The 18,966-nt window shown below is 69.1% G+C and carries 18 protein-coding genes and 5 pseudogenes; 14 read left to right on the forward strand and 9 right to left on the reverse strand.

The window, feature by feature from the left end; genetic code table 11:
* Positions 1-93 precede the first annotated feature (93 nt).
* Entirely contained in the window at positions 94-1,005 is a 912-nt protein-coding gene (locus ACZ6TD_RS01675) for a MerR family transcriptional regulator (protein ID WP_471349360.1), read from the forward strand.
* Positions 1,006-1,306: 301 nt separating this feature from the next.
* Here the strand turns inward: ACZ6TD_RS01675 and ACZ6TD_RS01680 are convergent, their stop codons facing one another.
* Entirely contained in the window at positions 1,307-2,233 is a 927-nt protein-coding gene (locus tag ACZ6TD_RS01680; protein ID WP_471349362.1) for a LysR family transcriptional regulator, read from the reverse strand.
* Positions 2,234-2,318: 85 nt separating this feature from the next.
* Here ACZ6TD_RS01680 and ACZ6TD_RS01685 point away from each other — a divergent pair, with 85 nt between their 5' ends.
* From ACZ6TD_RS01685 to ACZ6TD_RS01705, 5 genes are all read left to right on the forward strand, one after another.
* Positions 2,319-3,437: an epoxide hydrolase family protein gene (locus ACZ6TD_RS01685; protein WP_471349365.1), complete on the forward strand. Its 1,119-nt coding sequence runs from the start codon at positions 2,319-2,321 to the stop codon at positions 3,435-3,437.
* Positions 3,434-4,213 (forward strand): SDR family NAD(P)-dependent oxidoreductase, encoded by a 780-nt coding sequence (locus tag ACZ6TD_RS01690; protein ID WP_471349367.1) that lies wholly within the window; start codon positions 3,434-3,436, stop codon positions 4,211-4,213. The genes ACZ6TD_RS01685 and ACZ6TD_RS01690 overlap by 4 nt, the downstream gene beginning before the upstream one ends.
* Positions 4,210-5,112, forward strand: a complete 903-nt coding sequence (locus tag ACZ6TD_RS01695; protein ID WP_471349369.1) for a fumarylacetoacetate hydrolase family protein — start codon at positions 4,210-4,212, stop codon at positions 5,110-5,112. Before ACZ6TD_RS01690 ends, ACZ6TD_RS01695 begins: the two co-directional genes overlap by 4 nt.
* 144 nt (positions 5,113-5,256) lie before the next feature.
* Entirely contained in the window at positions 5,257-6,123 is an 867-nt protein-coding gene (locus tag ACZ6TD_RS01700) for an SCO6745 family protein (RefSeq protein ID WP_471358752.1), read from the forward strand.
* A 285-nt stretch (positions 6,124-6,408) separates the two neighbouring features.
* Positions 6,409-7,053 carry a TIGR03086 family metal-binding protein gene (locus tag ACZ6TD_RS01705; protein ID WP_471349371.1) on the forward strand — a complete coding sequence of 215 codons (645 nt, stop codon included), beginning with the start codon at positions 6,409-6,411 and terminating at the stop codon, positions 7,051-7,053.
* 723 nt (positions 7,054-7,776) lie between these two features.
* Here ACZ6TD_RS01705 and ACZ6TD_RS01710 read toward each other — a convergent pair.
* Positions 7,777-8,400, reverse strand: a complete 624-nt coding sequence (locus ACZ6TD_RS01710) for a hypothetical protein (RefSeq protein ID WP_471349373.1) — start codon at positions 8,398-8,400, stop codon at positions 7,777-7,779.
* A gap of 286 nt (positions 8,401-8,686) precedes the next feature.
* Between ACZ6TD_RS01710 and ACZ6TD_RS01715 the strand changes: the two genes are divergently transcribed.
* Entirely contained in the window at positions 8,687-9,094 is a 408-nt protein-coding gene (locus ACZ6TD_RS01715) for a hypothetical protein (protein WP_471349374.1), read from the forward strand.
* Positions 9,095-9,160: 66 nt separating this feature from the next.
* On the opposite strand, the gene ACZ6TD_RS01720 is transcribed toward ACZ6TD_RS01715, so the two are convergent.
* Positions 9,161-10,066, reverse strand: coding sequence for an NADP-dependent oxidoreductase (locus tag ACZ6TD_RS01720; RefSeq protein ID WP_471349375.1), 906 nt, complete (start codon positions 10,064-10,066; stop codon positions 9,161-9,163).
* A 146-nt stretch (positions 10,067-10,212) separates the two neighbouring features.
* On the opposite strand from ACZ6TD_RS01720, the pseudogene ACZ6TD_RS01725 reads away from it, so the two are divergent.
* A pseudogene (locus ACZ6TD_RS01725) lies at positions 10,213-10,551 on the forward strand (MerR family transcriptional regulator); the annotation flags it as partial.
* Here the strand turns inward: ACZ6TD_RS01725 and ACZ6TD_RS01730 are convergent.
* Positions 10,544-10,877: pseudogene (locus ACZ6TD_RS01730) on the reverse strand (transposase); the annotation flags it as partial. The pseudogenes ACZ6TD_RS01725 and ACZ6TD_RS01730 sit on opposite strands and share 8 nt — an antisense overlap.
* Between ACZ6TD_RS01730 and ACZ6TD_RS01735 the strand changes: the two are divergent.
* Positions 10,807-10,995 (forward strand): hypothetical protein, encoded by a 189-nt coding sequence (locus ACZ6TD_RS01735; protein WP_471358898.1) that lies wholly within the window; start codon positions 10,807-10,809, stop codon positions 10,993-10,995. The pseudogene ACZ6TD_RS01730 and the gene ACZ6TD_RS01735 overlap by 71 nt on opposite strands.
* A gap of 140 nt (positions 10,996-11,135) precedes the next feature.
* Here the strand turns inward: ACZ6TD_RS01735 and ACZ6TD_RS01740 are convergent, their stop codons facing one another.
* On the reverse strand, positions 11,136-11,582 hold the full coding sequence (locus tag ACZ6TD_RS01740) for an SgcJ/EcaC family oxidoreductase (protein ID WP_471349376.1): 447 nt from the start codon (positions 11,580-11,582) through the stop codon (positions 11,136-11,138).
* Positions 11,583-11,651: 69 nt separating this feature from the next.
* Here ACZ6TD_RS01740 and ACZ6TD_RS01745 point away from each other — a divergent pair, with 69 nt between their 5' ends.
* Both ACZ6TD_RS01745 and ACZ6TD_RS01750 read left to right on the forward strand, forming a co-directional pair.
* A complete protein-coding gene (locus ACZ6TD_RS01745; protein ID WP_471349377.1) occupies positions 11,652-12,278 on the forward strand; it encodes a TetR/AcrR family transcriptional regulator in 627 nt (208 codons plus the stop codon).
* A gap of 70 nt (positions 12,279-12,348) precedes the next feature.
* Positions 12,349-12,721, forward strand: a pseudogene (locus ACZ6TD_RS01750) (ISAzo13-like element transposase-related protein); the annotation flags it as partial.
* Here the strand turns inward: ACZ6TD_RS01750 and ACZ6TD_RS01755 are convergent.
* The 4 genes and pseudogenes from ACZ6TD_RS01755 to ACZ6TD_RS01770 all read right to left on the reverse strand — a co-directional run.
* Positions 12,716-13,080 (reverse strand): annotated as a pseudogene (locus tag ACZ6TD_RS01755) (IS701 family transposase); the annotation flags it as partial. The pseudogenes ACZ6TD_RS01750 and ACZ6TD_RS01755 sit on opposite strands and share 6 nt — an antisense overlap.
* Positions 13,081-13,538: 458 nt before the next feature.
* A pseudogene (locus ACZ6TD_RS01760) lies at positions 13,539-13,745 on the reverse strand (hydroxymethylglutaryl-CoA lyase); the annotation flags it as partial.
* Between the two features lie 108 nt (positions 13,746-13,853).
* Positions 13,854-14,114, reverse strand: a complete 261-nt coding sequence (locus ACZ6TD_RS01765; protein ID WP_471349380.1) for a hypothetical protein — start codon at positions 14,112-14,114, stop codon at positions 13,854-13,856.
* A 38-nt stretch (positions 14,115-14,152) separates the two neighbouring features.
* Positions 14,153-14,308, reverse strand: coding sequence for a hypothetical protein (locus ACZ6TD_RS01770; protein WP_471349382.1), 156 nt, complete (start codon positions 14,306-14,308; stop codon positions 14,153-14,155).
* 314 nt (positions 14,309-14,622) lie between these two features.
* Between ACZ6TD_RS01770 and ACZ6TD_RS01775 the strand changes: the two genes are divergently transcribed.
* From ACZ6TD_RS01775 to ACZ6TD_RS01785, 3 genes are all read left to right on the forward strand, one after another.
* Positions 14,623-15,579, forward strand: a complete 957-nt coding sequence (locus tag ACZ6TD_RS01775) for a LysR family transcriptional regulator (RefSeq protein WP_471349384.1) — start codon at positions 14,623-14,625, stop codon at positions 15,577-15,579.
* A 208-nt stretch (positions 15,580-15,787) separates the two neighbouring features.
* On the forward strand, positions 15,788-17,257 hold the full coding sequence (locus tag ACZ6TD_RS01780; RefSeq protein ID WP_471349386.1) for an MFS transporter: 1,470 nt from the start codon (positions 15,788-15,790) through the stop codon (positions 17,255-17,257).
* A 2-nt stretch (positions 17,258-17,259) separates the two neighbouring features.
* The gene (locus ACZ6TD_RS01785) at positions 17,260-18,954 is read left to right on the forward strand and encodes a dihydroxy-acid dehydratase domain-containing protein (protein WP_471349389.1); all 1,695 of its coding nucleotides are present in this window, start codon (positions 17,260-17,262) and stop codon (positions 18,952-18,954) included.
* Positions 18,955-18,966 lie beyond the last annotated feature (12 nt).

Raw genomic sequence — 18,966 nt, forward strand, 5'->3', positions numbered from 1 at the left:
GGCGCGGCGCGGCGCGTATGGGGTTGCACCTTCCGTAGCGGCATGTGGTCCGGTGGACTTACGTCCCGATGCCTTGAGGAAAGGTCCCTGCTCATGCATTCGTCTTTCATGCCACCCCGTCAGGTCAAGATCGGTGACGCGGCGGCCTTCGTCGGCAGCACGCCACGGGCGATTCGCCATTACCACGAGATCGGCCTGCTCCCCGAGCCTGAGCGGGGCGGCGATGACCGCCGCCGCTACGGGTACGAGGACATGATCCGCTTGCTGTGGATTCGCAAGATGGCCGACGCCGGGATCGCCCTGGACGACATCCGTGACGCCTTTAACACCGGCACGGCTTCCGCCGGTGCGGACAGCGGAGAAGCTATCGCGGGCATCCTGGAGCGGTTGGAGGAAACCCTCGCCGAGCAGGAGGCGGAATTGCGGCGGCAACGGACCGCAGTACAGCGGATGCGCACCGAAGGCAGCCGGATGGGCCTGCTCTCCGACCTCGTCACCGAACGCCTCAAGAGCCTGCCCGAGGGCTCCCTGCGTCAGGCGGACCTGGACAGCCTGCTGGTCACTGAGCGGATCTTCGGCCCGCTCGGCGCGGCCGTCCAGGCCACCCGCTTCGTCGTCCTGGCCACGCATCCCACTCTGCGGGAGGATTCCGACCGCATCGATGCCGCCGAGGCGGCACTCGATGACAGTGTCGCCGTCGATGATCCACGGGTGGCTCAAGTGGCCGTCGAGCGGCACGCCTTCGAAAGCGCCCTGCAGGCCGCCATCGAGGAGTCCGGCCTGGGTGAGGACGACGATGCCCTCTTCGACGCCTGGGACACTTTGCACCCTGCCACCCCCGATGACGGCGAGGGCGAGGCCGACCTCGGCTCTGGCAGGCGGGAGGCTGACTCCATGAGCGTGTTCGAAGCCACCGGCAAGATGCCGTACGACTTCTCCCCAGCCCGCCTGCGCTGTATGGAACTGGCGGAAGAACTGTCCGCCCAAGACTCACCCGCTACCTAAAACATGGCCTAGGCGGTGCCCGCCGGGCGGGCGCGACGTTGCCGCCGGCGCCGCCTGGCCGGATCGGCCGTGAAGGGCCGGTGAACCGGTCGCCCGGGAACTGCCCGGAGGGTTGTGGGTGGCCGCCGAGCGCGCGGCCGACGGCGACGGGGTCGAGCTTGTCTGACGACCCCGTCCCGGCCGAGTCCGCACTGGCGGTCGGCGAGCACTGGGCACCGGCGTCCCCGTTCATCGGGGCGCTGTGGCGGCAGACCAAGCGCGGGCCATGATCGCTCGTCTATGCGGGCGGAGCCGCCGCGGATCACGTTGTGCGTGTCGGTCCAGCCTGGTGGGTTCCGGTGAGCAGAGCTTCGGCGTGTTTGCGGAAAGCGGTGACCAGGCGGCTGCGGTCGCCGGTGCGGGTGGCGAGCACGACCTGGCTGGGTTCGACCCCGCGCAACGGGATGGTGGTGAGGCTGGGATGCAGGCCGGTCGCGTAGTCGAGGGGCGGCCCGATGGCCACGGCCTGCCCGGCGGCGATGAGTTCGTGTTTGTCCTCGAGGGCTTCGACCAGGGGGCCGTCGGGCGCGGGCCGCCCGTCGGGCCGGGGATCGAGCCGCCAGTAGGCGTTCAGCAGCGGGTCGGACTGGCGTACGTGAGGGATCGGCTCGTCGGCGATGTCGTCGAGGGTGACCGACTCCTTGCCGACCAGACGATGGTCCCGCGGCACGACCAGCACGCGCGGCTCGTCGTAGAGGACGGTGACGCGCAGCCGGTCGGTGGGGAACGGCAGGCGCGTCACCACCGCGTCCACGCGGTGCTCAAGCAACGCGCCGCGCGAGTCGTTCCAGGCGAGCAGGCGGGTGTGGACCTCGGCATCGGGATTGCGGTCGCGCAGGGCGCGCACGGCCGGAGTGATGATCAGCCCCTTGGTGTAGCCGATGGTGACGCTGCTGGGCCGGGCCGCGGCCCGGGCGCGGGCCATCGCCTCGACCGCGGCCCGCAGCAGCCCTTTGGCCTGGGGCAGGAAAATCTCGCCGGCCTCGCTGAGCCGGGTGCCGTGCGTGGTGCGGTCAAGCAGGCGGACGCCCACTTGCTGTTCGAGGCGGCGGATCTGCCGGCTCAGCGACGGCTGGGTGGTGTGCAGCGCCTCGGCAGCACGGCCGAAATGCTGGTGCTCGGCGACCACCATGAAGCACTGCACCAGCCGCAGGTCGAGGTCCACGGGTGTGGGGAAGGGATCGGACACCAAACGATCCTAGCTGGTGTTATGCAAGCTTCGTATTACGTGTGACGGAACATTCATTGGACCGCGAACCCATGGTGGCCGCACCGTGGTGATCGTGACATCGAACAGCGTGACACCATTTCGCGTCGACATTCCGGACAGTGCCCTGAAGGATCTGAAGGACCGACTCCACCGGGTACGCCTCGCCGGCCGGGAGACAGCGCCGGACAGCAGCCAGGGAGTGCAACGGGAGCGACTCGAGGAGCTGCTGGACCACTGGGCCACCGGCTACGACTGGCGCAAGCTCGAGCGGCAGCTCAACGAGCTGGGCCAGTTCCGTACCACCATCGACGGTCTTGGCATCCATTTCATGCACGTGCGCTCGCCACGCCCCGACGCCTCTCCCCTGTTGCTGCTGCACGGGTGGCCGGGCTCCTTCCTGGAGTTCCTCAAGACCGTCGGCCCGCTCACTGACCACGGCTTCCACGTCATCATCCCCTCGATGCCCGGCTACGGCTTCTCCGACCAGCCCACCTCCACCGGCTGGGACCCGGACCGGATCGCCCGCGCGTACGGCGTACTCATGCAGCGCCTCGGCTATGACTCCTACCTGGCCCAGGGCGGCGACTGGGGCGGTGTCGTCGCGACCCGCATGGGGGCGCAGCGCCCGGCAGGACTGCGCGCGATCCACGTCAACTTCCCCGAGTTCCTCGCCGCACCACCGGTCGGCGACGACCCGACCCCCGAGGAGAAGGCCGCACTCGAACAGGGCAGACGCTTCTTGGCCGTCCATTCCGGATACCACGTCATGCAGCGCACCCGGCCGCAGACCATCGGCTACGCCCTGACCGACTCCCCGGCCGGGCAGGCCGCGTGGATCTACGAGAAGTTCCTCGACTGGGCCCGGCCCGACGCCCTCACCCCCGACGAGATCCTCGACCACGTCTCCCTCTACTGGTTCACCGGCACCGCTGCTTCCTCCGCCCGCCTGTACTGGGAGTACGCCCAGCAGCCGTTCGCTCTGACCGAGCTGGACCTTCCCGTCGGTGTCAGCGTCTTCCCGGACGAACTCACGCGTACCCCGCGCATCTGGGCCGAGCGCGCCTACCACGACCTGCGCTACTTCAACGACGACATCCCCGCGGGCGGCCACTTCGCCGCCCTGGAGCAGCCTGAGCTGTTCGTCGAGGAGATCGTCAAGTTCGCGCGGACGGTGGCCGCGTGAAGACGGTCATGATCACCGGGGGCACGGACGGCATCGGGCGCGGCCTCGCCCGTATCCACCTCGAGCGTGGGGACCGGGTCGTGGTCGTCGGGACCGACAAGGCCAAGGCCGAGCCCGGCGCCTGGTTCATCCGGGCCGACCTGGAGCTCATCGACGAGAACAGGCGGCTGATCGACCGGCTCTCCGCCGAGCTCGACACGATCGACGTCCTCGTCCTGGGTGCCCGGTTCCAGCGCTCCAGGCGTACGGAGACCGCCGACGGCCTGGAGTCCAACTTCGCGCTGACCTACCTCAGCCGTTTCCTGCTCAGCCACGGCCTGGCCGGCCTGCTCGGCCGCGCCGCCGATCCGGTCGTGCTCAACTTCGGCGGCGCCGGGCGTTTCGGGCCCCCACGTTGGGACGACCTTCAGCAGCGGACGCGGTACCACGGCCTCACCGCGATGATCCAGGCCGGGATCCTCAACGCCGCGCTCGCGGTCGACTTCGTCGGCCGTCACCCTTCCATCCGGTACGTGAACAACTTCCCCGGCACCGTCGCCACGAGCTTCGCCGGCGACTACGACGAGGCCGAGGCCGCGGAGATCGGCCGTCTTCGCGCGACCGGTAAATCCGTGGAGACCGCCGTCAAGGAGATCCTGCCGTTCCTGGATTCCGGCACCCCGGACCACCCCGTCGCCGTGAGCGAGGGGGTCGCCATCCCCCTGGACCCTCAGGCATCCTCCCCCGCCGACGCACGACGACTCTACGACTACACCCGGGAGGTGCTTGCCCGATGAGGTGGGTCAGCTACCGCTCCGCCGACGGCTCCGCACGCTGCGGCGTGGTGCACGACAACAAGATCCACGCCCTGGGTACGGGCCTGCTGGAGTTGCTGCGCGCCGAAGGCGGGCTGGCGGCCGCCGCAACCAGGGAACCGACCGAGATCGTCGATCTGGCTACGGCCGACCTGCTGGCGCCGATACCGGTGCCCCCGGCGGTCCGGGACTTCGCCGCGTTCGAACGTCACATCAGCAACGCGGGTAAGGCAGCCGTTGGCGACGGCACAGTCAGCCCGGTCTGGTACGAGTATCCGCTCTTCTACTTCTCCAACCCGGCGGCGATCAAGGGACCGCACGACGAGGTCCCCATCGCCCCGGGCGCGCAGTTGTGGGACTACGAGGTCGAGGTCGCCGCGGTGGTCGCCGGGGACTGTTCGAACCTCGACGCCGCCACGGCGGAGAAGCACATCGCCGGCTATCTGGTCTACTGCGACTGGAGCGCACGCGATATCTCCGCGAGCGAGATGGGGTTCGTGTACGGCCCGTCCAAGAGCAAGGACGCCTCGACCAGCCTCGGCCCGTTCCTCGTCACCCCCGACGAGCTGGAGCCCTACCGCTCAGCCAAGGGCTATGCGTTGCGGATGGACGGGTACGTCAACGACGAGCATTACGGCGGCGGCAGCTGGGACGAGATCCACTGGTCGTTCGGCGAGATGCTGGCGCACGCGTCGCGCGGCACCACGCTGCGAGCCGGCGACATCATCGCCAGCGGCCCCGTGGGCACCGGCTGCATCCAGGAGTTGTCCGGCCACCGCCCCTATCTGGCACCGGGAGACACGGTCCGGATCGAAGTGCGGGAACTCGGCGCAATCTCCGCACGGATCACCGCTCCAGAGCCGTCCTGGCATACCGGATAGGTCAAAGACAATCTTGCACTTCGCCGCTTGAGATTGAGTGCGGTCACCCTTGCGCCGCTCCCTCACTCGACGTTGATCCTTCGACTTGCCAGGAGACAACCTGCAATGCATCTCGCCAGCACCTTTGGTCGTGCCAACATGGACATGAATGCCGTTCGTGAGGTCAGCCTCACCATCAACGCGACCCACCTGTTCATCTACTTCATCCCCGAGGCACCAGAAGAGGCCGCCAAGCTCGGCGTGACCGAGTACGGGCCGGCGTACTTCGCGTTCCGGTCGGCCCCGATGGGCGCAGTCCCGTGGCAGGTCACGCTCGCGGCCTTCTACAACTTCAGCCCGCGGTCGGTGCAGGCCATGGCAGGTGTGTGGGATACCGCGACGCCAGAGCAGTGGCAGGCCGCTCGCTTCGCGGCCGTCGATCGTGCGTTGCAACGCGTCGACGTAAACCTCACCGCCGACCAGATCGCGGAGGCACGATCGCTGATCGACCCGGTCGTCGCGAGTGCCGACTACGCCGGGAAGACGATGGCTGCCGCCAACGCCTCGGTCCCCCTCCCAGCCGATCCGCTCGTCGCGCTATGGCAGCAGATCACGGTGTTGCGCGAGTGGCGCGGCGACGCGCATTTCACCGTGCTCGCCGCCAACGACCTCGGGCCATGTGACTGCAACGTTCTGCAAACCGCGACAGGTCACTTCCCGGAAGCGATCGCGCGTGCCACCCGGCTGTGGAACGACGAGGAGGTGGCTGCGGCAACGACACGCCTCGTCGCACGCGGCTGGCTCAACGCCGACGGCACCGCGACCGATGCCGGCATCGCGGCGCGCGAGCAGATCGAGGTCGAGACCGACGAGCACTGCGCCGCGCTGTGGACGCCGATCGGCGACGCGAACGTCCGTCGCCTCGCCTCGCTCATCATGCCGATCCACGACGCGTTCACCGCAGCCGGGACATACCCCTTCCGCGTGGAGATGGGAGACACGCAGTCCGCCGATCTGGAGACCGCCAGGTAGTCCGATCGCGGTGGCGGGACATCCCGCCGGGTGTCGGCCACGGCAGGCAAACAGCCAAGCCCGCCGCAAGCATGGACGCGCCGCCGGTCAGGACGAGTGCCCGGCCGGCGACGTGGCGCCCAGGTGCGCCGCGGGCCGAACCGGGTTGTTCAGGAAAACCAGAACAACCAGCGGCTGTATACGCCGCTCGGGCCGTGGGCGACGCTTGGCGGAGCCGACGGAATCCGCTGACTTGCTGAAACGCAGGCCACGCCGTGCGAACGTCCCGCGTTGCCGAGATCCCCAGTGGAGAAGCAGACCGATGAGTTTTTGTTCCACCGGCCGTCTGCCTATGTGACCGCATGGCGCGACCGAGGAGAAGAACCCGTGATCGACCTGAAGCCGGCCTGCCGCCAGATGATCGATGTGCTGGCAGGCGTGGGCGATGAGCACCTCACCAGTCCTACTCCCTGTGCCGAATACACCGTCGGTGACCTCATCGCCCACGTTGACAGCACCTCTCAGGGATTCACCAGCATGGCCCGCAAGGACGTCGGCGAAGGCACTGACACAGCCGCCGCTGAGCCGACTGCCTCGAACCTCGGCGACGAGTGGCGGGGAAGCGTCGCCAAGCACGTGCGGGCGCTCGGCGACGCCTGGGACGATCCGGCGGCCTGGCAGGACAGGACCGACGCCGCGGGCGTCGACCTGCCGAACGAAACGTGGGGGAAGATCGCACTCACCGAGATGGTGGTGCACGGCTGGGACATCGCCAGGGCCACCGGCCAGCCCTTCGACCTCCCCGACGACACGCTGCAAGCCTGCTTCGACCACGTGGCCGGGTTCGTCCCGAACGCTCCCATCGAAAGCCTGTGGGGCCCGGCCGTCACGGTCCCCACGGACGCTTCGCTCCTCAACCGGATCGTGGCCATCACCGGCCGGCATCCGTAGCGCCCCACGCCAGCACTGCAAGGCGCCGAGGGCACGCCGTCCGCCTGGATCCGCTCCGTGCGGGCGGCGATGTCATCTGGCGTGATGGCAGCTGTGGCACCAAGTACAAGGCGACTCAAGCCAGCAACTACGCGCAAACCACGAAGGTTGGCGGTGGCTCGTGCAAGGGTGATGCCTGGGTCAGGGTCAGGTGGGTCGGCGGCTGGAGCGCATGGCAGCAACACTCACGGAGCGTGGAGATCCGGCTGACGGGTGTTTCCCAGTCCCAGCACGAGGGATGCAGCAGCTGCACCATCTACACCCTGCCCATCTGACCGCTTGAAGGAGCCTACGGCCGCGTCAACGATGGCCTTCTCACCATCGGCGGCGCGGTCTCGGCTCGTGCGTTGCCGCTTGACTCCTCCCTCGCCGCGGCGAGGAAGCCGGGCAGGGCGCGCCACCTCCGCCTGCCGCCTCGGTGCGAGCATGTCCCGGCCCCGGGCAGTCGTGCGCCGGGGAACGAGTGGGCGACCGCAGCTCGGTCTCACGCTACTCAACGTGAGACCGAGCTCTCGGCGACAGGGAATACGCGACACCGCAACATGCGAGCCCACCAGTCCCGGGGCCGTAGCCACCCGGTTCGCTACGCGTTGCCGCCCGGCTGGCCCTGCTGGTGGATATGGCCGTGACTACGATGCGAGACGCCCCGACCCCGGCAGTTGCAATGCCGGGGTCGCGGCGTTGTCACCAGGTGGCTATCCGAGCCAGACGATGTCCAGCATGGCGGGGGCTGCGGGGCTCAAAGGCTCCATCCGATGCGCGTGAAGACATAGCACGCTCTGCCAGCTCGCTTCGGGAGTCGGTCTGCTCTCGCGCCCACACCAGTGAGAGGACCAGGTCCTCTTCGGGGTCGGCCGTCGGGTAGTCGGCCCAGACGTCTCCCTCGTCGTCCAGCCACACGCAGCCGTACTGCGCGGACCTGTCCACCTGCGGCATTCCGAAGGTGGAGACCAGTTCGGTGCGGCAGACAGCGATCCGGGACAGGACATACCCGCGTGCTCCCAACTCGCCTCGGGAGACGGGACAGTCCTCAGCCCACACCAGGGGCAGCACGTGGTCGTCCGACGGCACGGTGGGATAGTCGGCCCACACCCCGCCGTCTTCCTCCAGCCACACGGCGGCATGGGCGTCGGTGGGAGCGGTCTCCGGTGCCGTGACGCAGGCTCGTACGCGATCAGGAAGGCGGGCCTCCTGACGCTGGCAGGGCTCGCGGACAGCGTCGACGGCCGTGAGCCGAAACACGGTAGTTGTCACCATCGGCATCCGCTGACCTGCGGCTTCGATCGGGCGAAGCACGGTGGGTGTCACCAGGTCGGCGCGCTACCTGTCACCAACAGCGTGCGAAGCATGGTGGGTGTCACCGACTCCCGGCCACCTGAGCTGCGCAGCGGCCCCAAGGTCAGAACCCCTGTGTGAACCCTGCTCACGGGGCTGCTGAGGCTAGCTACGGGAGGCCCGTCAGACGGTGGGGCTGCGGCATGTCACGTTTTGCCGACCTGTTCGGTCAGTGACTGCAAAGGCGAGGGCAGATGCGATCCATGGACTACGTCGCCTCGCCAACGCTGGGTCATCGACAGGTAAGGGCAGGAGATTCATGCATATCAAGGGCATGCTCAAGGCCAGTGGCGTCATGGCGGCGGCAGTTGCCGTCTCCTTAACCATGGCGACGGGGGCACATGCCGCCAGCCACGAAATGAAGACCGACGACGGCGGCGACCGGGGCGGCAAGCTCACGTTCAACAGCGACGGGGACAAGACAAAGGTCTGTGACGAGCAGGCGGACGGCTGGAGCGCGGTCGCCTATGTCATCAGCCCGGACGGAAGCACTCGCTACTCGCTCAGGGCCCGCGGGAACGGCAACTGCATCTCTCGAAGCGCCGACGACGGCGGCCGGTACAACCTCAACGACGGTGCAGATTACACCTTCCGTGTCTGTCTCGATCACGACGGCTCAGGCACCGGTGACGACCGTTTCTGTGACTCGGCGCGGTGGCAGGCGTAAGAGCCCGAACCAGGTGCGGACTTCCCGCGGCCGAAGCCGCGGGAAGCCCCGAACGGTGGGACAAGCTCAGATGTAGACCACAATCTTCCCCCGCGTGTGTCCGCGCTCGGCATATGCGTGCGCTTCCGCGATCCGTTCGAGCGGGTACGTCCGCTCGATGCGCGGTGTGTAGCGGCCTTGCCGGCCGAGTTCGCCCGCTTCGGCGAGGAGCGTGGAGTCGTTCTCCGCGTTGGCCAGATGCACACCCAGGCGCTGCGCGTTGGCGTGGTCGGCGATCGTCGACACGCGGGCAGGGTCGCCCACGATCGCGATGAGATGAGCCAGGGACCCGGACGCCGCAGTGTCGAGCGCGATGTCGACACCGTCCGGAGCCAGAGTGGCGAGGCGTTCCGCGAGGCCGGTGCCGTAGGTGGTGGGAACGGCTCCGAGAGAGGTGAGGAACTCGTGGTTGCGCTCGCTGGCCGTCCCGATCACGGTGGCGCCCTGAGCCACCGCGATCTCGACCGCGGCACTGCCCACGCCTCCGGCGGCGCCCTCGACGAGCAGGGTGCGCCCCCGCAGGGGACCGAGCGCCTTCAGCCCGCCCATCGCGGTCACGGATGCCAGACCGGCACCGGCGGCCTCCTCGTCGGTCCACGTGGTAGGCGCGTGGGCCCAGGCCGAGAGCACGGCCAGCTCCGCTGTCGCGCCGGTTACGCCGCCCAGCCCGAAGACACGGTCGCCGATGCTCACCCCCTGCACGCCCTCACCGGTCTCGTCGACCACGCCGACGGCATCACGCCCAGGAATCGCGGGCAGGTCCACGGGGAGCACCTCGTGCACCGCACCGGAACGCACCTTCCAGTCGACGGGATTGACGCCGGCCGCCGCGACGCGGATGCGGATCTCGCCGGGCCCGGGATGCGGGTCCGGTGCCTGCTCGACCACGAGGGTCTCCACACCGCCGTACTCGTGATAGCGGACTGCGCGCATGGCGTTCTGCCTTTCCACGCGGCCTGGGGTGGCCGTTCGTGAGATCAGTGGGGTGCATGTTCGGCGAGTGCCGACGCCCACTACGCTAGAACCTGACGTTGACGTCAGGTGCAAGTCGGGCGGGCCGTCCGGGCAGAGGAGCACCGGTGCGCATCGGGGAGGCCGCCGAGCGGGCGGGAGTGAGCGTCCGGGCGCTGCGCTATTACGAGGAACAGGGTCTGCTCCAGACGGGCCGCAGCCCCGGCGGCCAGCGGCATTACCCTGACACCGCCGTCGGCCGGTTCCGGCTGATCCAACAGCTGTATGCCGCGGGCCTCCCGAGCAGAGTGGTCCGCGAGGTGCTGCCGTGCGTGGACTCGGGTGAAGAAAAAGCGCCCCGAGCACTCCTGGATCAGATGGCGGCCGAGCGTGTCCGCATCGACCAGCGGATCACCGATCTGCTCGCTGTGCGTGACCGGCTCGACGACGTGATCGCCATCGCGCGCAGCGGATGCGCAGGCGGCGGAACCAGTGGAGGTGGGCGAACGCGCGCTCGACGACCAGGCGTTGGGTGCCGAGCCCGGAGCCGTGCTCGGTGCCGCGGCGGGCGATCAGCGGCTTCACGCCGAGGTCCCAGACCAGGCGGCGGTACTGGTCGTGGTCGTAGCCGCGGTCGCCCAGCACCACGTCCGGGCGGCGTCGGGGGCCGACCGCGCTTGCCCCGCACCGTCGGCACGGCTTGAAGGAGTGGGATCAGCTGGGTGACGTCGTTGCGGTCGCCGCCGGTCAGGGTGGCGGCGAGCGGGATGCCGGTGGCGTCGGTGATCAGATGGCGCAAACACCTGCATCGATGCTTCGGCGAGATCGTCGGCACTCAGACACGCGGCATCCAACTGCCGCAGCAGCGCGAGCGTCTGCCGCCCCATCGCCTCCTCGACGAGGGCAGATGACGCATCTGCGGCATGCGGAGCTCACTCACCAAGCAACCAATTCCGGGATGAAACACTGGGAGAGAACGACCTCTCAGTCCCTGAACGACGCCTAGTACTCCAGTGTGCCCTCGGGGGTCGGTGCCCCGCGAAGTAGGGCCCTAGGAGTCCTGTCGCCGCCACTCCTGCGGAGACTGGCGAGCCAAGTCCTCGTCGTCTCCCACGAAGTCCGCCAGGTCCATCCGCCCGGTGTTGTGGAACGCCATGATCTTTCCGTCCCGCACGACCTTTGTCTGGATCGCATGCCACTCTCCCGCTCGCGGTCCTTCGGGAACCCGCAGGGTCGAGACGGTGTGTACGAGCAGGACGCCGTCCGCGAGCTGGCGGCTGTCAAGGCACCGGATCGCGAGCCGGCTGCCCCGGTAGACGGTGTCGAAGATTTTCTGATGCTCCGTGGCGATCACGTCCCGGCCGCGCTGGACGCGACCCACCACGTCGACGAAGTCCGCATCCTCCGCGAAGTGCGCGGCCCAGGCGGCCCCGTCACCCGTGTTCCAGGCGTGCGTCATCCCGGCGAGCATCTCGTCGACAGACATGGAAATAGTCATGACGTCTTCGCTCCTGCTAACTTAGATCTTCGATCTACTATTTAGAACAACGTTCTAGCTGGAGCATACATGCCACCCGACCTGCCCGGCATCGTCCGGTTGCGCGACAGGCGTGAGGCGCTGACACTCCGCACGATCCTTGACGCGGCACGCGGTCTGTTCGCCGAGCGCGGTTACGCCCGTACGCCGATCCGTCTCATCGCCCAAGAGGCCGGCGTCGCGCCGCAGACCATCTACGCCCACTTCGGTTCAAAGGCCGGTGTGCTCACCGGACTCGTCGACTTGCTGGACGACGAAGCCGGCATCCCCGATCTGATGACAGCCTCGGAGGGAATGACGGACCCGGGCGAACTGCTCGGCATGCTGGCCAAGGCCAGCCGTCACGTCAGGGAACGCTGCGGTGACATCATCACCATCCTCGGTTCAGGCGCCGCGGTCGACCCCGACATCGCGGCCACGCAGTACGAAGCCGGGCGACGCCACCGGCTCGGCGTCGAAATGATCATCGACCGCATCCGCACCTCGGGCCGCGTCATCGACCCGCGTGCCGCCGACATCGCGGTCGCCCTGCTGAGCGCCGGCATCCATGACAGCCTTGTCGCGGACGCCGGCTGGTCCTACGACGACTATGAGGCATGGCTCAAGCACACGCTCGCGACCGCCGTGCTGGGCGAGGGGCCCGGTGTGGCTTCGTGATTCACATGTTGAGTGCCTCGGTGAGGCGGCGTTGGCCACGGAGGGCAGCAACCGGCGACGACTTTGCTGGCGGCGAAGTTCGGGGCGATCCAAGCGGATCGTCGATCTGCATCCCCGGCTTCGGCCCGCGCTGCTCGCCCTGGTCGAGCCGGACGTCCGCGGGATCCCATGTCGCCGCTGCGTTGGACCACCAGATCAACCCGCAAGCGCGCAGCGGAGCTGACCCGCCAGGGCCACAAGATTTCCGCGGACACGGTGGGCGACCTCCTGCGCGAGGAGGGCTTCAGCCTACAGAGCAACGCCAAGACATCTACGACGTCACCGCGAACACCGGCTGGGTCAATGTGGGCACCGACCACGACACCGCCGCGTTCGCCGTCGAATCGATCCGACGCTGGTGGAACGGCGCCGGACGGACTACTTATCCGACGGCCGACCGGCTTGGTGGCGAAGCCGCGTTCGTCGGGGACCTTCGCCGCCCGGCAGCGCTCGCGGTCGTCCGTCCCCGACCTGGGCAAGTACAGCTCCCGGTCCACCAACGCGCGGCCGGTGCTGGTGGCGTGGGCGGCGAAGACACCTATCCGGCAGTTCTCGGTGCGGCCGGCGGTGCCGGAGTATTGGCGCTGCACTCCGGCCGAGGTGGTGCCCTTCTTGATGAAGCCGGTGTCATCAATGACGAGCACCCCGCCGTCATCGCCGAGGTGCTTGACGACGTATGACTGCAGGTCGTCGCGGACTCGTCGGCGTCCCAGGTCGCTCCGTTCAGCAACCGCCGGAGGCCATCAGGGGTGCGATGCCCGGCTGCGACTCGATGCCGTAGGCGGTCATGGACGCCTCATCCAAGGTCAAGTCATCGGTCCGGAGGTCCCGATTCCACGAATCTGGACCGAACAGGAGCTGGGCGGCCCGAGCCTGCCGTCCGATGCCGCCGACTTGGTGGCTCTGAGCGCCTGGGAGTTCGACGAGGACCTGGACGCCTTTGCTCCGGTACCAGGTTCCGTAGTGATTCTTGAGGCGTCGTTGCCTGTCAGCAGCGTGCCGGGGCTGAGACGCCAGGCTACTGGGTGGTGCGCATCCTGCCAGGGGTTGCCCCGTCTCCTGCGACGCCCGTTCGACCGCTACTGGTCCACTTTTCGAAGTCCGCCGACATTCGCCGACGCCTCCCCGAACGGCACCACGTACGTGGTCATGTACGTCGCCGAAAACCCGGTCACCATCCAACCCTCGGACAGGCCACCTCGCGAAAGCGCGAGGTCAACGTCAGGTCAGAGCGGTTACGACGCGTGAGGGGCTGGGCCTGCTGAGTCGCTCGGCCATCCAGCGGCTGGTGGCTGCGAGGGCCTGTAGGTCGACGCCGGTGTCGATACCGAGTCCGTTGAGCATCCACAGCAGGTCCTCGGTGGCGAGGTTGCCGGTCGCGCTGCGTGCGTAGGGGCAGCCGCCGATGCCACCGGCGGAGCCAGGGATGACCTCCGCCGTCCACGGCCCTTCCACCGGGGGTACCCTCAGGCTCCGTGGTCGGGCTCATGACAGCAGTCGGCCGGGCCATGTTCGCAGGAACTGAAAGACAGATCTTTACAAGCTCGACGTGTGCGGTGAAGACACGCTTTTCGTCCCGTTGGTTAGCCGACCTCGCAGTGAAGGCTCCACACCGGATATCAGGTAGCCACTCAGTGGCATGGGCCCGGTGCGGCCGGCTCGGCAGCGCCCGGACCGGAAGGTGTCGAGGTGGCGCTGGGTGAGTGCGTTGAGCGGCACGCCGGCTTCCTGAGCCAGGGCGACGATCGTCAGTGCGCCGTTGGAGTGCTGCGCGGTTCCCTGCAGGACGCGGTCCATGGCCGCGTGGATACGGTCTCATTCGTCGAGGGCGGGGCTCACGCGGTGCCGTCCTGGAGGGTGGTGCGGGTGCGGTGGTGGGCGTCGGCGAGGTCGCGCAGCCGGGTGGCGTTGTCGCGCAGGCGCTCGCCCAGCGGGCCAGGCCGGCGGCGTGCTGATCGGTGCGGGCGGTGTTCGCGCAGGCGGGGACGCACTGGTCGAGGCTGGGGGTGTGCTTGAGGCAGCGGTGGCACAGGGCCTTGTCGCGCTTGCACATCAGCAGCGTGTGGGGGTCCGCACGCTTGCCGAAGACATCATGCGCGCGGGCCGCTTCCGGCCCCGCGGCAAGACCGGCCCACTCCCCCACCGTGAGATCACGCCGCACCGCGCGCAGGAACGTCGACAGCGACGGCACCGGGTCCAGCAACGGCACCGCAGCCGGCGGCCGCCGGGACGGCCCCGGCCGACCGGACGCCCCCGGAAAGGAGGATGGAAAGAGCCGGCGTGCGTGCGGCAGAATCCGGAGCCCATGAGCCCACGGCAGTCCCGGCCCACACACCTCGCGAACCTCGACCTCAACCTCCTGGTGACGCTCCGAGCGCTGCTGCGCGAGCGGAACGTCACCCGGGCCGCCCGGAACCTCGGCGTCACCCAGCCCGCCGTCAGCGCCGCGCTGTCCCGGCTGCGCCGGCAATTCGGGGACGAGCTGCTCGCCCGGGTACACGGCTCCTACGTCCTGACACCGCTCGCCGCGCAGCTGGCCGGACAGGTCGAGACGGTGTGCGCGGCCGCCGAAAGGCTCTTCGCGACCGGCAGGGCGTTCGACCCCGCGACCACCGAGCGGGAGTTCACCCTGCTGATGGCCGACTACCCGGCGACGGTCCTGGGCCCCCCGCTGTCCCGGCTGTTCGACCACGAGGCGCCCCATGCGGCGCTCCACCTCCAGCTCATCAGGGAGACCCTGGGCAGTGGCGCGGGCGACGCGATCCGGCTCGTCGATGCCATGGTCTCCCCACCGCTCGGCCACTTCCGCACCCCGGGGGTCGAGTCGGCTCCGCTCTTCCACGACCGGTGGGTCTGCGTGGTGTCCGCCGGCAATGCGCTGTGCGAGGCCGAGTCGTTCGGCATCGAGGATCTGGCACGGCTGCCGTGGGTGGTGCCCTACCACCGGGACGAGGGCTACCCGTCGGCCGCTCCGGCGACCCGGCAGCTGACCGCCCTGGGCATCCGGCCACGCATCGCCGTACGCGTGGAGAGCTACCGGGCCGTACCCGACTTCATCACCGGAACGCGGCGGGTGGCGCTCGTTCCGGAGCGGCTCGCCGCGCCCATCGCGTCCGCGTACGGGCTGCGCATGCTCACCTGCCCGGTACCGCTCGATCCGCTGGAAGAGCATCTCTGGTGGGACGCGAGCCACGACGAGGACCCGGCACACAGCTGGCTGCGCGACCTGATGGTCCGGGCCGCGGCCTGCCTCGAAGCATAAACGCCGTTGATGCCGCCCAGTCGAACGCTCTATTGACCTGGGCATTCCCTCCGGTGCAGCGGGCTGCCTACGGTGCGGGGCACGCGATGAGAGCCGCGTTCGCGGCACAGCCCCCTTCCCCAGGAGCCCTCATGTCCCATGCCCTGACAGAGCTGCGGTCGTCACCCGCGTCCCCATCGTGGCCGACTTCAACGGCGAGGAGACGGCCATGAGCGCCACCCGACCTGTCGTGGAAGTGGCGCCGATCGTCGAGCGCCAGCGTGCGAGCCGCTACTGGCTGCTGATGTACGCCGTCTGCTGTCTGATCACCTTCCTCGACGGCTTCGACTTCCAGATCCTGTCGTTCGCCGCCACCTACATCCGAAAGGATTTCGGGTTCACCGGGACCCAGCTCGGCACCCTGGCCACGGTCGGTCTCTTCGGCACCATGATCGGCGCGCTGATCATGGGTTATCTGGCGGACCGGATCGGACGCCGTCCCACCATCGTCGCCTCGGTCGCCGGTTTCGGCCTCTTCATGCTCGGTTTCGCCTATGCGGACACCTACGCCCACCTGTTCGCCCTGCGGTTCGTGTCCGGGCTCTTCCTCGGCGGGGTGCTCCCGCTGACCTGGGCCCTGGCGGCCGAGTACGCGCCGAAGCGGGTCCGGGTGACGGCCGTCTCCATCATCATGGTCGGCTACACGCTCGGTGGCGCCGCCGGTGGTCCCGTCTCCAACTGGCTGATTCCCGAGTACGGCTGGCGATCGGTGTTCGTCGTCGGCGGCGTCTGCTCCCTGCTCACCGTCCTCGCCGTGCTGCCGCTGGTGCCCGAGTCGGTGAAGTTCCTGGTGCTGAAGGCCCGCCCCGGCAGCGATGAGCGCGTTTCCCGCATCCTGCGCCGCCTCCAGCCGGGCCTGTCCATCGAGCCCGGGACCCGCTTCACCACCGAGGCCCAGGAGCAGGCGCACTCGGGGAAGCGGTTCACCCCCACCCAGCTCTTCCGCGGCCACCTCGCCGCCATCACACCCCTGCTGTGGCTGGTCTACCTCCTCTCCTCGGCACTGATCTACTTCCTGGTCTTCTGGACCCCGATGATCAACGAGCAAATGGGGTTCAGCGTGAGCGCGGCCGCCACCATCGCCGCCCTGGCGAGCGTCGCGGGCGCCGTGGCGCAGCTGTTCATCAGCCGGTTCGTGGACCGCAAGGGGGCGGGCATCATCCTGTGGATGCCGCTCGCGGCCGTCATCTGCATGCTGACGCTGGGCACCGGAATCCTCGGCCCGGCCGTCTACGTCGCCTTCGTCATCGGCGCCAAGATGTTCGTCAACGGCGGTCATGGCGGTATCACCAGCATCGCCGGCACCTTCTACCCGACGGGCATCCGCGCCAACGGCGCTGCCTGGGCCTCCTCGGTGGCCAAGGTCGGCGCCATGGTCGGCCCCTGGCTCGGCGGTGTCATCCTCGACGCCGGTCTCGGGGCACACGGCGCGTTCACCGTGTTCGCGGCCTGCCCGGCCGTGATGGTGCTGGTGCTGTTCGTGCTCGGCCGGGTCCAGCGCCGGCTGCCGGCCGAAGCGGAGGGGGCGCTGTCCGTGGAGGCACCCACGACCGGTGTGGCGTCGGTGAGGACAGCGGCCCCCCTCCTGACAAACGCCTCCACCCGAGAAGCGACCACGAAGAACGAGGAAGGAGTGTAGGGATGTCCACCGAACCGCGCAGCAACCATCCGGTCGGGTCGTCTCGCTGGGCGACGACGCGTACGCAGTGGAAGGCGCTGGGCTACGACGACGAGGAGATCCGTCGGCCCAAGATCGCCATCGTCAACTCCTCTTCCGGACTCGCGCCGTGCTTCGCCCATCTCGACAAGGTCGCGGAGGCCGTCCGCCGGTCGGTGTACGACGCCGGCGGGCTGGGCTTCGAGATCCGCACCGTCGCGCCGACCGACTTCGTCATGGCCGCCGGCCGGGGTGGCGGCTATGTGCTCTCGGGCCGCGACCTGGTGTCCTACGACATCGAGGCGGTTGTCGAGGGCGCGCGGCTCGACGGGATGATCTGCCTCGCGTCGTGCGACAAGACGACGCCCGGCCAGCTGATGGCGGCCGCGCGGACCGACGTCCCCACCGTGATCGTCGCCTGCGGCTATCAGAGCTGCGGTGTCCTCGACAACGGCCGCCGCGTCGACATCGAGGAGGTCTTCGCCGGTGCCGGCAAGCTCGCCGCGGGCGCCATCAGCTTCGACGGCCTCTGCCGGATGTCCGACCGCGCCATCACCGGCCCCGGTGTCTGCCAGGGGATGGGCACCGCCAACACCATGCACATCGTCGCCGAGGCGCTCGGCATGGCGCTGCCCGGCTCGGCCCCCACTCAGGCCAACAGCGAGACGATGTGGGCGGCCGCGCGCGCCGCGGGCCCGCTCGTCATGGCGGCCGTTGAGGCGGACCGGCGCCCCAGTACGGTGATGACGCCCGCGGCGTTCCGCAACGCGGTGACGGCGGTCATCGCGGTCAGCGGCTCGATCAACGCGGTCAAGCATCTGGAGGCGATCGCCGCGGAGTCGCCGTACGACATCGACGTCCACCGGCTCTTCGAGGAGATCGGGCGGGAGGTCGGGCCGATAGCCGCGGTCCAGCCCAACGGGCCCACGACCATCGACGAGTTCGACGCCGCGGGCGGGGCCCGGGGCGTGCTCCGGCAACTCGGCGACAGGATCGACGGCTCGGCCATGACGGTCTCGGGCACCTCGATGGCCGAGGCCGTCGCCGGCGCCCCCGTCGACGCGGAGGTGATCCGCGCCGAGCCGATGCGCCCCGAGTCCACCATCGCCGTGATGCGCGGCAATCTCTGCCCCGACACCGGAATCGTGAAGCTGTCGGTCACAGAGCACCGGGCCCGCGCCTTCCGCGGTACGGCGCGCGTCTTCGAGTCCGCGCCGGAGGCCACCGAGGCGATCGAGCGCGGCGAGGTGCTGCCGGGCGAGGTCCTTGTGCTGCGGGGTCTTGGCGTCACCGGCACACCGGGGATGGGCATGGCCTCCAACGTGGTCTTCGCGCTGGCCGGCGCCGGCCTGAGCGAGCGGGTGGCGTTCGTGACCGACGGACAGCTCTCTGGCCTCGTCAACAAGGGCATCGTCGTCGGCGAGATCTCCCCGGAGGGAGGCGTGCCGGGCCCGCTGGGGACCGTCCGCACCGGTGACGAGATCGCGATCGACGTCCCGAACCGGACCGTCGACCTCCTGGTCGACGACGAAGAGCTGAACCGCCGGATCGAGGCGTACGCCGAAACACGCGCGCCGCGGACCTGGCCGGCGCGGCCCGGCTCCTGGCTCGGTGTGTACGCCGGGGCCGTGGAGCCGCTCGACCGGGGCGCCACGCTGCGCCGGGCCGCCGCCAACTGACCGACCATCCTC

The organism is Streptomyces yongxingensis (genome assembly GCF_055597465.1).